The sequence below is a fragment of the Rhodothermales bacterium genome, assembly GCA_041391505.1.
Taxonomy (GTDB): Bacteria; Bacteroidota; Rhodothermia; order Rhodothermales; family JAHQVL01; genus JAWKNW01.
This window is the reverse complement of sequence record JAWKNW010000001.1, coordinates 222,888-237,954: the sequence shown is the minus strand read 5'-3', so window position 1 is coordinate 237,954 and position 15,067 is coordinate 222,888. Positions and strand designations below refer to the sequence as shown.

The window sequence follows — 15,067 nt, the reverse complement described above, 5'->3', positions numbered from 1 at the left end:
TTTCTTCGCTATCGCGGCCAGAATGCACCATTGTAATTGCTTCTGTTAACCCATCTGTATAGCTTAAATAAATTAAATGCTAATTCCCACCAATTGGTATAGCCGATGAAACCCCTCTTATCTTCTATTCTCTTGTTTACCCTCTTTCTTATTTGTACGCATTGACGAAATGGAAGCTGGGAGCAATGAGCAACAAGATTCCGCAATTGATTGGCTAAGGCCTCGAATTGATTTTCCTCCATCGCCCGCAGGAAAAATGAACATTGATCGGCGTAACTTCATTAGGATAAGTACAGCTTCTACCGGCGGTCTTTTGGCCGGACTATATCTGCCCGCGTGCACGATTCCGGAATCGAAGGCTGCGAATGTATCGATAGCTCCAAGTGCTTTTATACAGATTGATTCGAATAGTACGGTAACCATTACGATCCCCAATTCTGAAATGGGCCAGGGCGTTCGCACCTCGCTGGCCATGGTCGTCGCAGAGGAATTGGAAGCAGATTGGACGAATGTCATCGTCTCGCAAGCACCTCTGGGAGAACAGTATGGAAACCAGAGCACAGGCGGTAGCGGAACGATCCGCTACCGATGGGGAGAGTTGAGAAAGGCGGGAGCTTTGGTGCGCGAATTGCTGATAGCAGCCGCGGCCCAAACCTGGGGGGCGACGCCATCGCAGTGTCGTGCGGAGCAAGGCGTTATCACTCATACAGATGGCCGCGCATTACGCTACGGGGAGCTCGTTAATACAGCGGCCACATTACCGGTTCCCGAAGAAGCGCCCCTTAAGTCTTCCGATGATTTTAAGATCGTCGGTCTTGCTACAAAAGGGCAGGATGTCCCGGATATCGTGACCGGTAGGGCTACCTATGGACTGGATGTAAAGATTCCCGGTATGCGGTACGCCGTTATCGAGCGATGTCCAGTATTCGGTGGGACGTTGGCTAATTATGATGATAAGGCAGCTCTTCAGATTCCTGGTGTTCTTGCTATCGTTGAAATTCCAGCTGGCCCAACCTCCGTCGCTGAAGAGCGCCTTAAGGGGGGATGGGGAACGAAACCCATAGCAACTCGAATAGCGAGTGGCGTTGCGATCATTGCAGAGGATACCTGGGCCGCGATGAAAGGCCGCGAGGCATTGAAGGTAGAATGGGATACTGAGTCAGTAAGCGACTTGAGTACCGATGGAATCAAACAGCAGATGGAAGCGGCTTTGAGCGATTCATGTCCAGTTGTATTCAACCGGGGCAATATCGAGGGTGCTCTGAAAGATAGCTCCTCGAAAATAATCGCTGATTATGAAGTGCCATTCCTGGCTCATGTGACGATGGAGCCAATGAATTGCACAGCCCACGTGACAGACGAAGGATGTCGGCTTTGGGCTCCAACGCAAGCTCCTTTTTTAGCAGCACAGGCTGTAGCGGATGCACTGGATATTCCTCAATCAAACATCCAGATAAATGTAACCTTGATGGGCGGCGGCTTTGGCCGAAGAATCATACCAGACTTCTCTGTTGAAGCCGCGATTGTCTCGAAGGCAGCTGGAGCACCTGTCAAGGTGGTATGGACACGAGAGGACGATATACAGCACGACTTTTATCGGCCGATGAGCCTCCATCACCTGGAAGCGACGCTTGACAATCAGGGATTTCCCAATGCAGTGCTTCATCGATTTGCCGAAACTGACATGAACTTTTCGATGTACGGACAGACAGGAGGAGTTGGCCTGGGGTATGGGGATGCACCGTATCACATCCCCAATTATCAGGTAGAGTTCCAGCCCATTGCAGCACAAATGCCCCTGGGTTGGTGGCGTGCGGTCATGTATCCTCCAGCTACGTTTGCAAGGGAAAGTTTTGTTGATGAGCTAGCGGCCGTTGCAGGAAAAGATCCACTCGAATATCGCTTGGAATTGCTCGACAGGCAAAACGATGAGAACGTGGGTAATTCCTATAGCTATTCGCCAGGCAGGGGGCTGGCGCCCATGAAAGCGGTGCTTGAACTGGCCGCCGAAAAAGCTGACTGGGGAAATCCATTGCCAGAGGGCAGAGTGAGGGGGATTGCGTGTCAGGCCACCTTTGGTTCGTATGTAGCAGAAATTTTTGAAGTGTCGGTGACCCCTGAGAACGAACTAAAGATCCATCGGGTGGTTGCGGCTGTAGATTGCGGCAGGGTGATCAATCCTAATGGAGCAAAAGCACAGATTGAAGGGGGAATCGTTGATGGGATATCATCGGCGCTTTATGGAGGAATCGTGCTTTCTGAAGGACGAGTCTCCCAGGGTAACTTTCACGATTATTCTCTTCTTCGTATCAATAGAGCCCCAGAATCAATAGAAGTCCACTTCATCGAGAATGAGGCCGAACCGATGGGATTGGGCGAGCCTGCGTTGCCTCCAGTGGCTCCTGCTCTTGCAAACGCTTACTTTGCAGCCACAAGGAAGCGGATTCGCTCATTGCCATTGATGTTATAACAGTAAACCGCGTTTTTTTGAATAATTACCAACTGGGCGGGCGAACCACGAAATGGCGGGGTAGGGGGCCCAGGCGGGCGATCTGTTTGCCGAGGCCTCGCGGAAACCGGTCGGGCTCCGAGCACGGGGATGCCTTATAATATAGGGGCTCGGGGCGCTGAAGGGCCTGGCGAGTGGGGGAGAGGCGCCCAGAAAGAAGGACTTCGCTTTCCGGCGGGATTTACGAACTGGGGTCAAAAGCTTGCTATTTGACCCGTTCAGGCAGATATTCTTGTACAGAAACGTTCCGTTTCGTCATCGCGGCCAATTTCTGTACTGAAATTGCATCTCATAACAAAGCGCTGTTGCTATTTTGAATCGATTTTTGTACCCACCAGATTTTACAAAGATGAAAAACTTTGTTATTACTCTTTTGTTAGGAGCTGCTATTGGTTTTGGATGTGCAAAAGCCATCGATCAACCTGCTGTCGCTGAGACCGCCCAGGCTCCGAGTGCTAATGAGTTTGCGGCATTGCCAGAAGGCACTATCGTATCTGTTCGCTTTTTGGAAATCAACGGAGAACTAAACAAGGAAGAGGCACTGGAGATAGGCAAAGAGCTTTCGGATGTATTTAATGAGGCTGTGCCTGGAGTTACCTGGCAGATGACAGGCTTCATGAACTTTGGGCAACATGCCGAGCATCTTGGTATGCTCACTTTGATTCCAGACCTCGCCACTCATAACAGCTACTTTTCAGGTGACGAATCCGCGAAGTGGAGAACTATCTCCGAAAGGCCGGAGGTGAAAGCAGCAATGGCAAAATATGAGGAGACGTTTACCGAGGAATACGCAGGAAATATGATCGTGAAGTAAAGCCAGAAAGCAAACTTCCGACCGAGGGGCGTAGGGCGAAATCCCGATCCGGCAGGGTAGAGTCCCGAGCAGGTCGCCTGCCTGGCGAATGGTCTACAGTATTATCCTCGGGTTAGTATTAGCTTGTGACATTGGGGAATGGGCTAATCGATTTTCCGATCAGTTGCGACAGTAAAATAGACTTGGTGGCACACTTATGAAATTCTTCGCTGCGTTGCTAGTCGCTGCTCTCGCAATACCTGCCCGAGCGCAGGAATCTCCGCTTCAAGGATTGGATGGATATATTGAGCAGGCGCGGAAGGCCTGGCAGATTCCTGGTCTGGCGGTCGCCATTGTCAAAGATGATTCTGTGGTGTTTTTACAAGGGTTTGGCGTCAGCGATGTCCGATCAGGTGAAGCGGTCGACGAGAACACACTTTTCAGCCTGGCTTCGAATACGAAAGCCTTTGTAGCGCTGGTGATCATGCAGCTTGTTGATCAGGGCAAGGTCGATCTTGATGCGCCTGTCATAACGTATCTCCCCGACTTCCAGGTGGCAGATCCCTACGTCACCCGAGAGTTGACCATCCGTGATTTGTTGTCGCATCGCACAGGGGTAAGGCCGACAAATCCGTGGGATTTAATTGACACCGCTGAAGAGGGCATCTATAGCCTGCGATTTGCACTACAGTCTTCAAGCTTACGCTCGACGTGGGAATATAACAACGACATGTATGTAGTCGCCGGCGCCGTGATCGAGGCGGTTTCCGGGCAGTCATGGGAACGCTTTGTGACGGATCACATTCTCAGACCGTTGGGCATGCATGCCACGAAAACGAACGGCCGTGGATTGGCCGATAGCCAGGGGGTAGCACAGGCGCACGGCCTTATTGACGATACGTTGCGCGTGGTCGCATATCGTGGTTACCCCGCTGGTGGAGCAGCGGGCGGCATGCGTTCGAGTCTGCTTGAAATGACGCGCTGGGTTAAAGCTCTTCTGGATAGCACGCGTGTAGGCCAAGATCGATTGGTGGAGCCAGCGTCATTCACTGAGTTGTTTCACCCTCAAATGCTCTGTTGCCTCCCAGTAATGCCGCTACTCGTGAAGCAAAGCCTAATTTCACTGCATATGGTCTTGGTTGGTTTTTGCAGGATTACCGAGGGCGCTTTGTTGCCATGCATACAGGAAGTCATGTAGGAACAGGCTCGTTAATAGGCTTGCTACCTGAGGAGCGCCTCGGTGTCATCGTACTAGCCAACAGCCATGCTCCTGAATTGAGGCACGCACTGATGTATCAGGTATTTGACCAATATCTGGGTGGGGCGGGAAAAGATTGGAGCCGTGATCTACTGGCATTGTATCGAAGCCTGCAAGATAGAGCAGAAGCCAGACTCAAAGCGCGGAATAGGTGCCAGATACTCAGACAACACTCGATTTAGCTGGGTATACCGGCGAATTTACCGATAGCATTTACGGCGCAATAACCGTTACCCTTGAGTCTGGCGGGCTAGTTATGAGGCTCGGTCGCTACACCCAGGACCTAGAACACTGGCATTATGATACATTTCGTGCTGTAGATAGAGGTCCGTGGGGAATTGATAAAAAGAACCCTCGCAGCGGAGGTGAGGCCTGGTTTCCGCAATTCCGCATCGATGATCAGGGGAATGTGGCGGCTATCGAATTTCCTGGTCGTTTTGACGGCATAGGAAGAGTATTCTATCGCACCGCTGCCGATAGATGAAGGTTCAGAAAAGTAGCCCGCCATTTTTGGTGGGGCGTAGAGCGAAATCGCCGGCTCAGGTAAAGCAGGGGACTTCGTGATCCCCCGGTTAAAACGAAATCTGCTCCGAGCGGCTTCCTCGACGGCTCCCTGGCGACGAATGAAGGCTTTTCCCGTGGAATGCGGCACAGACGCTGCGTAACCCGGGATAACCCATCGAGAGCCATAGCTTCGTTGGCCGGCGACGCCACCATCCGCCCGGCGTCCGCACGTTCGTCGGCTGTCCAATCAAGCCGCGCCGCAGCGCTTGGGTATGTACCCGCTAACGCCGTCGCCCGGTTTGTGATACGGTAGACAGGTCTGGGCCATCTCGACGTGGCTATACAGCATCCTATCGCCGTTTCCTTCGCGGAATGGTCATACTATCTGCATAACCCGCTCAAAGGACGGCCGACACCCATCCTGCATCTTACATCCTGCATCCCGCCACTCCCACGATCAAAAAAACGTCAACTTCGGGAAAATGCGGACGAGGCCGACGATGCAGGCGATGCTGACCACGCCGGCGATCAGTGACGACGTCATTTCGCCGTAGATGAAAAAGCCGGTGGCGAAGAGCGCCCCGTAGACTGCGATGCAGCCGAGCAGCATCCCCAGGATTTCCATCGGGAGCTGACCGGTTTCTTTCGGGATCGGGTCGCCGTCGAGCCGGGCGCGTTCCAGCACGGCATCCCAGCCGTTGCCGCCCGGCTTGATGCGGCGGTAAAAGGCGCGCAGGGTCGCGTCGTCGTCGTGCGGCGTGAAGTAGGTGGCCACGATCCACACGATGGTCGTCAGCAGGGCGCCGACGACGACCTTGGCCGAGCCCGACATCGGCAAAAAGCCGAGCCGGTCGTGCACGAAGGTCAGATAGCCGGCGATGATCATCGAGGAAATCATCGCCACGATCTCGGTGTACGCGCTGATGCGCCACCAGAACCAGCGCAGGATGTAGATGAGCCCCGTGCCGGCGCCCAGCAGGAGCAGCAGCGAGAAAGCCTGGCCGGCGTCGGTCAACAGCAGGCCCAGCCCGAGCCCGAGGACGGTGGACACGATGGTGAAAATCCGGCCGGCCCAGACGAGTTGCCGCTGGGTCGCGTCGGGCCGGATGAAGCGCTGGTAGAAGTCGTTGACCAGGTACGATGCCCCCAGGTTGAGCTGGGTGGACATCGTCGACATGAACGCTGCGATCAGCGACGCGGCGACGAGTCCGAGCAGCCCCGGCGGCAGGAAGGTGAGCATAGCCGGGTACGCGACGTCATGGCCGAGCTTGTCCGCCGGCAGATTCGGAAAGGCCGCATGCAGATCGGTCAACGTCGGAAACACGACGATCGAGGCGAGCGCGATCAGGATCCACGGCCACGGGCGCAGCGCGTAGTGGGCCGCATTAAAAAACAGCGTCGCCGTCATGGCGTGTTTCTCGTTCTTCGCCGAGAAGATGCGCTGGGCGATGTAGCCGCCGCCGCCGGGTTCGGCGCCCGGGTAATACGAAGCCCACCACTGCACCGCGATGGGGACGAGCAGGATGGGCACCCAGGCCTCCGGGTTCGAAAAATCGGGCATCAGGCTGAGGCGGTCGGAGACGGCGGGGTTCTGCAGCAGGTTGCTCAGGCCGCCGACCTGTTCCATCCCGAGCAGATAGACGCAGGCGGCGATCGAGCCGAACATCGCGATGATGAATTGGAAGAAGTCCGTGATAATGACCGCCCGCAATCCGCCGACCGTGCTGTAGGCGAGGGTGATCGAGCCGGCCACCGTCAGCGTCAGCCAGCCCGGCCACCCGAGGATGATTTCGCCGAACTTGATGCCGGCCAGCGCCACGGAGCCCATCACGACCACGTTAAAAATAAGGCCGAGGTAGAGCGCCCTGAATCCGCGCAAAAACGCCGCCGCCTTCCCGCTGTACCGGAGTTCGTAAAACTCGATGTCCGTCATCACCTGCGACCGGCGCCACAGCTTGGCATAGACGAACACGGTCAGCATCCCCGTCAGCAGAAACGCCCACCAGCCCCAGTTGCCGGCGACGCCGTCGACGCGCACCAGGTTGGTGACGAGGTTCGGGGTGTCGGATGAAAACGTCGTCGCGACCATCGAGACGCCCAGCAGCCACCAGGGCATGCTGCGCCCCGAGAGGAAGAAGTCGGTCGTGCTGTCGCCGGCCTTGCGCGAGAACCAGAGCCCCACGAAAAGCGACACGGCGAAAAAGGCGAAGATGATCGTCCAGTCAATCGAGGCAAGATGCATGGCGAGGCCGGCGGCGCTGGTGGGGTATCAGGCGCTGCGGTTCAACGCCTGATCGATATCGGCGACGATGTCGTCGATGTGTTCTAAACCGACCGAAATTCGGACAAGTCCGGGTAAAATACCAACGGCCTGCCGATCTTCTTCGCTGAGCGAGCTGTGGGTGGTGCTGGCGGGGTGGGTGGCAATGGACCGCGTGTCGCCCAGATTGGCCGAGAGCGAGCACAGCGCCAGGGCGTCCAGAAACCGCCGGCCCTGCTCGATCCCCCCCTTGACGCCGAACGTCACCACGCCGCCGCCGGCCGACATCTGCCGCCGCGCCAGCTCGTGCTGCGGGTGCGAGGGCAGATACGGGTACTTCACGAACTCAACGCCCGGGTGTCCTTCGAGGAAGCGCGCCAGCGCCAGGGCGTTGGCGCAGTGCCGCTCCATGCGCACCGCCAGCGTCTCGAGGCTTTTGCTGAACATCCAGGCATTGAAGGGCGAAAGCGACGGACCGGTGTGCCGCGCGAAAAACCGGATGGGCTCGATGATTTCCGCGCTCCCCAGAATCACGCCCCCGATGCCGCGCCCCTGGCCGTCGATGTATTTGGTGGCGGAGTGCATCACGAGGTCGGCGCCGTGCCGCATCGGCTTCTGGAGGATCGGCGTGGCGAAGATGTTGTCGACAAAAAGCAGCACCCCGCGCGCCTTGCAGAGGCCGGCGAGCCAGTCGAGGTCGATCAGGTCCAGCGCCGGGTTGGACGGCGTCTCGACGTAGCAGATCTTCGTATTCGGCTGGATGAGCGCCTCCCAGCGCTCGGGCGCCTCGATGTCGGCGTAGCTGTGCGTGATACCCCAGCGCGGGAGCAGCTGGGTCAGGATCTGGTGCGTGGAGCCGAAGACAGACCGCGACGCCAGGATGTGGTCGCCGCTCTTGAGCAGGCCGGCGAGCCCGGTGAACACCGCCGACATCCCCGACGCGACGGCGATGCCGTCCGCCGCCTCCTCCAGTTCGCACATCTTGACCACGAACTCGTCGACGCTCGGGTTGCTGTACCGCGCATAGATGTTGCCGCTTCGCTCCTTGGCGAACAGGGCGCGCGCATGTTCGGCGTCGTCGAACAGGAAGCTGGACGTCATGAAGATCGACGTCGCGTGTTCGCGCTGCGTCGAGCGCTCGGTCTGGGTGCGGATGGCGCGGGTTTCTTCGTGCAGGGATTTCGAGGGGTCGTGGGGGGCGTTACTGGGCATAATCGACAGCGTTGACGGAGAACGAGTACGTGATCTGGGCCGTTTTTTCGAGCGTCTTGGCCACGGAGCAGTATTTTTCGAGGCTCAGGTCGATGGCGCGGCGCACCTTGTCGGGGTCGAGGTCGCCCTCGAGGGCGTAATGGGCGTGGATGCGTGTGTAGAGGGATGGTATCTCCCCCTGGGCGCGTTCAGCCTCGAAATCGACGCGGAACGACGTGATGTCCTGCCGGCCTTTTTTCAGGATCGATACGATGTCGATCCCGCTGCAGCCGCCAAGCGCCATCAGGAGGGTTTGCATCGGCCCGGCGCCCTGGCCAGAGCCGCCATCTTCGACACCGGTATCCATGTGCACGGTATTGCCGCGGTCGTTGCGGCCCACGAAATGGAACGCGTCGTCAACACGCTCCACCTGGATATGAATCATACGCGGTAGGGAGGTAGGAGGGGAAAGCACGAAACGCCGTCAAGATACGAACGCCGGCATTGAAAATTTCTCCCCGATGGAGATCCCGAACAGGGCGGCGAAGCGGGCGCCGCTGAATGTGCCTTCGTCAGTGGCGACGATGGCGAGCTGGAGCACGGTGCCGCCCGCGCAGAGCACGAGCAGGCCGCGATCCGGCGTCGTGGCGATGACGGTGCCTGCCGGCAGCCGGGGAATCGGCTCGAACGGCGTCGGGCGCGCCTCCAGGATGCGGACCGGCGTGTCGCGCAGGAAAGCCACCGCCCCCTGATAGGTCGGATTGGCGGCGCGCGCCAGCGCCGCGATGGCGGCGGCGTCGGACGCGGACCAGTCGACCGTGAGGTCGTCGAGGCCGGGCCGGCCCTGATAGCCGGCCTCGGCTTCGGATTGCGCCGGGAGCGCGGGTAGCTCGCCGGCCGACAGCAGCGCGATGAACTGCTCGATGCAGCGGCCGGCGGCCTCGATCAGCACGCTAAGGTGCACGCCATACGTGTCTTCCGGCCCGATGGCCACCTCCTCCATCCACACGATCGGCCCGTCGTCGAACGCGGGCGTCATCCGGTGCAGCGTGGCGGCGCCCGACGCGCTGCCCTGTTTGATCTGCCAGAACACGGGGTCGGGGCCGCGAAAGGCCGGCAGCTTGCCCGGGTGAATGTTGAAGAACCCGTGCCGCGGGAGGTCCAGCACGGCGGCCGGGATGCGGTAGGGGAAGGTCTGCACGAGGGCCGCATCGGCCCGGCTGGCGATGAGCCAGTCCTCCAGATCCGAGGCGATCGTGGCGCGGGCCACGGTGGCGAAGGGGATGCCGAGCTGGCGAGCCTGCTCCTGGAGCATGCCGGCGATGTGAGGCGCGAGGTCCGAACAGGCGAGTCCGGCCAGCATACCGTGTTGCGCGAGAAGCGGGACGGACGGCAGTGCAAATTCTGAATTGCACAAAAAGGCGATGCGCATGGCTCGATCGGACGGCGTGTTCGGGCGCCCGGGGTGGCGAAGGTGAAAAACCTTCCTCCCACGCGACGGCGCGATCCGGGAATAGGCCGCTCGGCGCCTGGCGCCGGCCCTTTACCCGTGAAACGCGGTCAGATGAGCAATAATGCGACCAGAATCAGCAAGATGATAAAGCTGATGATAAACAGCGGGCACCCGAAGCTGGACAGTCGCGTCCTGGTCGCCGACTCGTTTTGCATGTGTCGCTCTTCCAAAGGCATGCAGCGCCTTTTGATTTAGGTACAACAGAGCAGGTGGACGCCTAGGCCGTTCTCGGGCGGCTTAGAGCCGCGGCGACGAGTTGGCGGGACAGGTCCTCGATGAGGTCAAAAGAAGCGGTGCCGGTCGTTGTTTGCACGCGCTCCTTGATATGATTCCAGACGTTCGGATTTCGGACATTGTCCAGGAAATCGTGGCCGCGCGACGTCAGGCTGCGAATCGCCGTAAACAGGATGCGGTTGTTCGTGGTGTATTTGTATTCGCCTTCGAGCATCTTGGAGTCGATGAGCAGCTTGACGTGCTCGTCGACGAGATGCTGATCCACGTCGTCCAGTGAAAGCGCGTGGATCAACGGCTCAGCCGGATCGCCCTGCTCTTCTACCTGGAGCAGGATGTGGCGCATCAGATCGAGATTTCGCTTCATACAATCAGTTTGGGACGGATGTGAATATAGGACATCCGAAGAAAAAAAACGCCACCGGGGCCACGGGAAGCGCCGGGGGCGCCCGCGGTGAAGGACGCCGGCCTCAAACCGGTCTCCCGCAACGATATACGCCGCGCAGCGGACCACATTGCGTCTCTGTCGTGCCATCGCGGGCAAAAGTCAGAAAAACACCCGGAAATTGGCGCATCGAAATGGCGCATCCGTTTGCATGGGAGCGGGGGCTGAGGTATGCTCCCTGGATCGGGCTTCCTGCTTCCACCCCCCGCATCGTCCAGCGCGGCGTGCTGTGACGTCCGGTCGCCCGTACTTGAAGACGTGCTCGCTGTCGGTTAAGATAGCGTCGTATCCCTGGACCTCGCTCACCCGCGCCCATGATCGTTCGCAGTCCGCTACCCGACATCACCATTCCCCGTGTTTCGCTGCATGCCTTTATCGCCGAGCGGTTTGCGGAGCTGGCGGATCGGCCGGCGCTGATCGATGGCGCAACCGGACGCACCCTCACCTACGACACCCTGCGCATATCGATCGAACGCGTCGCCGCCGGCCTGCATGCGTTCGGGCTGCGGCCCCGCGAGAAGGTGGCGCTCTATAGCCCGAACGTGCCGGAGTACGCGGTCGTTTTTCTGGCGGTGTCGATGAACGGGGCGGTCAACACGACCATCAATCCAACCTACACGGCGGACGAGCTCCACGCGCAGCTGATGGATTCGGAGGCCGTCTACCTGGTTGCGCATCCGGCCGTGATCGAGACCGCCAAAAAGGCGGCCTATGGCACCCACGTCCGCCACATCATCGTCTTCGGCGAGGCGGAGAGCTGCGTGCCGTACGAAACCCTGCGCGCCTCGAAGGCTCCGGTCCCCGAGGTCGCGATCGATCCCGAAAACGACCTGATCGCACTGCCCTACAGCAGCGGCACGACCGGGTTGCCGAAGGGGGTCATGCTCACCCACGCCAACATCGTCGGCAATGTCATGCAGGTCATGGCGGCCCTGCCGGTGACGTCGGACGATGTGCTGATCGGCATCCTGCCCTTTTATCATATCTATGGGATGACGGCCATCATGGGACTGGCGCTCTACGCCGGCGCCACGATCGTGACGATGCCGCGCTTCGAGCCGGAGTCGTTCCTGCAAAACATGCAGGATCATGGCGTGACCCTGGCCTTCCTGGTGCCGCCCATCATCCTGTTCCTGGCCAAGAGCCCGCTCGTCGACCGATACGACCTCAGCCGGCTCGTCCATATCACGTCGGGTGCGGCGCCGCTGTCCGAGGCGCTGGCGCGGATGTGCCAGGACCGGCTCGGCTGCACGGTCCGGCAGGGCTACGGGCTTACCGAGACCAGCCCGGTCACGCACATCTGCTCGCCGCTGGTCCCGGATCGGCTCGGCGCCGTGGGCACGTGCATTCCGAATACCGAGGTGCTGATCGCGGACCTATCCACCGGCGCTCCGGTCGCGACCGGCGAAACCGGCGAAATCTGGCTCCGCGGCCCGCAGGTCATGCGCGGCTACCACAACAAGCCGGACGCCACGCGGGACATGATCGACACGGAGGGATGGCTGCATACCGGCGACATCGGCTACACCGACGCCGAAGGCTTTCTCTACGTCATCGACCGGGTGAAGGAGCTCATCAAATACAAAGGGCTCCAGATCGCGCCGGCCGAACTCGAGGCCGTCCTGCTCACGCATGCCGATATCGCCGACGCCGCCGTGATCCCGAGTCCGGACGAGGAGGCCGGCGAGGTGCCCAAGGCCTTCGTGGTCCTCAAAGCCGGCGCGTCGCTCTCGGAGACGGCGCTGATGGACTACGTGGCGGAACGCGTCGCTCCCTACAAGAAGGTCCGCAAGGTCGCCTTCGTCGATCAAATCCCCAAGGTGCCGTCCGGCAAGATCCTGCGCCGCGTCCTCGTCGAACGCGAGCGGGCCGGCGCGGGCTGACGGCATTTCGCGACACCCGCAGTTGGTTCAAGGTTTGAGGATCAAGGATCAAGGACGTTTTCCTTAAACCTTGAACCTCAAACCTTGAACCCTCCCTCACCTGAACAGCCAGTACACGCCGGCGGCCAGGATGCCGCCGAGGATCGGGCCGGCGATCGGAATCCAGGCGTATCCCCAGTCGCTGTCGCGCTTGCGGGAGATTGGAAGGAGCGCGTGCATGATCCGGGGGCCGAGGTCGCGCGCCGGGTTGATGGCGTATCCGGTGGTGCCGCCGAGGGAGAGCCCGATCGCCAGCACGAGGAGCGCCACGGGCAGGGCGTCGAGCGGACCGAGGCCGACTTCCGCCTGAACCATGTACAGCACGCCGAAGACGAGCACGAAGGTGCCGACGATCTCCGAGATCAGGTTGTTGCGGGTGTGCCGGATGGCCGGCGCGGTGCAAAAGACGGCCAGCTTGGCGTCCGGGTCGTCGGTGCGCTCGAAGTGGTCCCGGTACATCAGCCAGACCAGGAACGAGCCAAAGGCCGCGCCGAGCACCTGGGCGATGATGTAATAGGGGACGTCGGCCCACGGGAAATTGCTGGCGGCGGCGAGCCCGATGGTCACCGCCGGGTTCAGGTGCGCGCCGCTGTACGTGGCGACGCAGAACACGCCGGTAAAAACGGCCATGCCCCAGCCGATCGTGATGACGATCCAGCCGGCGTTATGCCCTTTCGTCTGGGCGAGGACCACGTTGGCGACCACGCCGTCCCCGAGCAGGAGCAGCATGGCGGTGCCGATAAATTCCGCGAGAAATGGTGTCATGGGTGGGGAGGGTTAGGAGGGGGCTTCCCAGTTTTTGGATCGGTCCAGCGCTTTTTGCCAGCCGCGTTTGAGCAGGTCGACACGGTCGGCCGGCATGGAGGGGGTGAATCGGCGATCGACCTGCCATTGACCGGCGATCGCGGCTTCGCTTTCCCAGTAGCCGACCGCCAGGCCGGCGAGATAGGCGGCGCCTAGCGCCGTGGTCTCCAGCACTGTGGGGCGGACGACCGGTACGCCGAGGATATCCGCCTGGAACTGCATCAGCATGTCGTTGGCGGCCGCACCGCCGTCGGCGCGGAGTTCGGCGAGGCGCAGACCGGAGTCGGCCTCCATGGCGGACAGCACGTCGCCCACCTGGTAGGCGATCCCTTCCAGCGCGGCGCGCGCGATATGCGACGCCGTGCTGCCTCGCGTCAGGCCGGTGATCGTTCCGCGGGCGTAGGGGTCCCAGTGCGGCGCGCCCAGGCCGGCAAAGGCCGGCACGAGGTAGACGCCGCCGTTGTCCTCCACCTGCGCTGCAAGCGCTTCCACCTCGGCCGACGACGAGAAGAGCCCGAGGCCATCGCGTAACCACTGCACCACGGCGCCGGCGATGAAGATGCTGCCTTCCAGCGCGTATTCCGTGCGGTCGCCGATCTTCCATGCGACGGTGGTCAGCAGGTTGTTTTTCGAATCGACGGCTTCCGTGCCGGTGTTCATCAGCATGAAGCAGCCTGTGCCGTAGGTGTTTTTCACCATGCCCTGCTCCGTGCACATCTGGCCGAACAGCGCGGCCTGCTGGTCGCCGGCGATGCCCGCGATGGGGATGGGGGCGCCGAAGAGGTCGGCGACGGTCTCGCCGTACACCTCGCTCGACGAGCACACTTCCGGCAGCAGCGCATGGGGTACGTCCAGGAGGCGCAGCAGCTCGTCGTCCCACACGCCGGCCCGGATGTCATACATCAGCGTGCGCGAGGCGTTGGTGACGTCGGTCACGTGGCGGCGGCCGCCGGTAAGATTCCAGATCAGCCAGCTGTCGATCGTCCCGAACGCGAGCGAGCCGGCGTTCGCCATTTCGCGGGCGCCGGGTACGTTGTCCAGGATCCAGTTGACCTTGGTGCCGGAGAAGTAGGCGTCGAGCACGAGGCCGGTGCGCGACCGGAAGCGATCCACGTGGCCCGCCTTGCGCAGGTCGTCGCAAAAGCCGGCGGTCCGCCGATCCTGCCAGACGATGGCGTTGAACACCGGCTTCCCGGTTTCCCGATTCCAGACGACGGTCGTTTCGCGCTGGTTGGTGATGCCGATGCCGGCGATGTCCGCCGCGGTAAGTCCGTTTTTGCGGAGCACGTCCCGGGCGACGGCGAGCTGGGACGACCAGATCTCCATCGGATCGTGTTCGACCCAGCCGGGGCGGGGGAAGTGCTGCTCGAATTCCTGCTGCGCCACGCCGTGGATTTTGCCGTCGTGCCCGAAGAGAATGGCGCGAGAACTGGTGGTGCCCTGATCGAGCGCGAGAATATATTTCATGCGTTGTAAACCGGGTGAGCGGTGGGGCGTATGGTAGCCGCGCGTCACGCTTCGCGGCGCGGCACGCCAAGATAGAATCCATTCCCAAGACATGCTACTCGTCCGTTGCCGCGCATTTCTGCGAAAAAACTTCGGCAACCGCGCTTTTTCGGGATGAATAGCCCTACGTG

General features: G+C 60.2%; 11 protein-coding genes. 4 read left to right on the top strand and 7 right to left on the bottom strand.

The features are described 5' to 3' along the window. Window positions 1–256: 256 nt before the first annotated feature. The 3 genes from R2834_00965 to R2834_00955 all read left to right on the top strand — a co-directional run bounded on the left by R2834_00965 (window position 257) and on the right by R2834_00955 (window position 4,500). Entirely contained in the window at window positions 257–2,470 is a 2,214-nt protein-coding gene (locus R2834_00965; GenBank protein MEZ4698871.1) for a molybdopterin cofactor-binding domain-containing protein, read from the top strand. A gap of 388 nt (window positions 2,471–2,858) precedes the next feature. Next, window positions 2,859–3,323 carry a hypothetical protein gene (locus tag R2834_00960; GenBank protein MEZ4698870.1) on the top strand — a complete coding sequence of 155 codons (465 nt, stop codon included), beginning with the start codon at window positions 2,859–2,861 and terminating at the stop codon, window positions 3,321–3,323. 196 nt (window positions 3,324–3,519) lie between these two features. Then, entirely contained in the window at window positions 3,520–4,500 is a 981-nt protein-coding gene (locus R2834_00955) for a serine hydrolase domain-containing protein (GenBank protein ID MEZ4698869.1), read from the top strand. 1,021 nt (window positions 4,501–5,521) lie between these two features. On the opposite strand, the gene R2834_00950 is transcribed toward R2834_00955, so the two are convergent. From R2834_00950 to R2834_00930, 5 genes are all read right to left on the bottom strand, one after another. Beyond that, the gene (locus R2834_00950; protein ID MEZ4698868.1) at window positions 5,522–7,306 is read right to left on the bottom strand and encodes a sodium:solute symporter family protein; all 1,785 of its coding nucleotides are present in this window, start codon (window positions 7,304–7,306) and stop codon (window positions 5,522–5,524) included. A gap of 27 nt (window positions 7,307–7,333) precedes the next feature. Continuing rightward, a complete protein-coding gene (locus R2834_00945; GenBank protein ID MEZ4698867.1) occupies window positions 7,334–8,536 on the bottom strand; it encodes an aminotransferase class I/II-fold pyridoxal phosphate-dependent enzyme in 1,203 nt (400 codons plus the stop codon). Then, window positions 8,526–8,960, bottom strand: a complete 435-nt coding sequence (locus R2834_00940) for an OsmC family protein (GenBank protein ID MEZ4698866.1) — start codon at window positions 8,958–8,960, stop codon at window positions 8,526–8,528. The genes R2834_00945 and R2834_00940 overlap by 11 nt, the downstream gene beginning before the upstream one ends. Before the next feature lie 39 nt (window positions 8,961–8,999). Continuing rightward, window positions 9,000–9,878, bottom strand: coding sequence for a formyltransferase family protein (locus R2834_00935; GenBank protein MEZ4698865.1), 879 nt, complete (start codon window positions 9,876–9,878; stop codon window positions 9,000–9,002). 367 nt (window positions 9,879–10,245) lie between these two features. Then, window positions 10,246–10,626 (bottom strand): DUF2513 domain-containing protein, encoded by a 381-nt coding sequence (locus tag R2834_00930; protein MEZ4698864.1) that lies wholly within the window; start codon window positions 10,624–10,626, stop codon window positions 10,246–10,248. Window positions 10,627–11,018: 392 nt separating this feature from the next. Here R2834_00930 and R2834_00925 point away from each other — a divergent pair, with 392 nt between their 5' ends. After that, window positions 11,019–12,587 carry an AMP-binding protein gene (locus R2834_00925; GenBank protein MEZ4698863.1) on the top strand — a complete coding sequence of 523 codons (1,569 nt, stop codon included), beginning with the start codon at window positions 11,019–11,021 and terminating at the stop codon, window positions 12,585–12,587. 96 nt (window positions 12,588–12,683) lie between these two features. On the opposite strand, the gene R2834_00920 is transcribed toward R2834_00925, so the two are convergent. Continuing rightward, window positions 12,684–13,391, bottom strand: coding sequence for an MIP/aquaporin family protein (locus R2834_00920; protein MEZ4698862.1), 708 nt, complete (start codon window positions 13,389–13,391; stop codon window positions 12,684–12,686). A gap of 12 nt (window positions 13,392–13,403) precedes the next feature. Further along, window positions 13,404–14,897, bottom strand: a complete 1,494-nt coding sequence (glpK, locus tag R2834_00915; protein MEZ4698861.1) for a glycerol kinase GlpK — start codon at window positions 14,895–14,897, stop codon at window positions 13,404–13,406. Between the last annotated feature and the right edge of the window lie 170 nt (window positions 14,898–15,067).

Coding starts and splice junctions, on each gene's coding strand:
- R2834_00965 (MEZ4698871.1), top strand. CDS start 257: ATGAACATTGATCGGCGTAACTTCATTAGGATAAGTACAGCTTCTACC.
- R2834_00960 (MEZ4698870.1), top strand. CDS start 2,859: ATGAAAAACTTTGTTATTACTCTTTTGTTAGGAGCTGCTATTGGTTTT.
- R2834_00955 (MEZ4698869.1), top strand. CDS start 3,520: ATGAAATTCTTCGCTGCGTTGCTAGTCGCTGCTCTCGCAATACCTGCC.
- R2834_00950 (MEZ4698868.1), bottom strand. CDS start 7,306: ATGCATCTTGCCTCGATTGACTGGACGATCATCTTCGCCTTTTTCGCC.
- R2834_00945 (MEZ4698867.1), bottom strand. CDS start 8,536: ATGCCCAGTAACGCCCCCCACGACCCCTCGAAATCCCTGCACGAAGAA.
- R2834_00940 (MEZ4698866.1), bottom strand. CDS start 8,960: ATGATTCATATCCAGGTGGAGCGTGTTGACGACGCGTTCCATTTCGTG.
- R2834_00935 (MEZ4698865.1), bottom strand. CDS start 9,878: ATGCTGGCCGGACTCGCCTGTTCGGACCTCGCGCCTCACATCGCCGGC.
- R2834_00930 (MEZ4698864.1), bottom strand. CDS start 10,626: ATGAAGCGAAATCTCGATCTGATGCGCCACATCCTGCTCCAGGTAGAA.
- R2834_00925 (MEZ4698863.1), top strand. CDS start 11,019: ATGATCGTTCGCAGTCCGCTACCCGACATCACCATTCCCCGTGTTTCG.
- R2834_00920 (MEZ4698862.1), bottom strand. CDS start 13,391: ATGACACCATTTCTCGCGGAATTTATCGGCACCGCCATGCTGCTCCTG.
- glpK (MEZ4698861.1), bottom strand. CDS start 14,897: ATGAAATATATTCTCGCGCTCGATCAGGGCACCACCAGTTCTCGCGCC.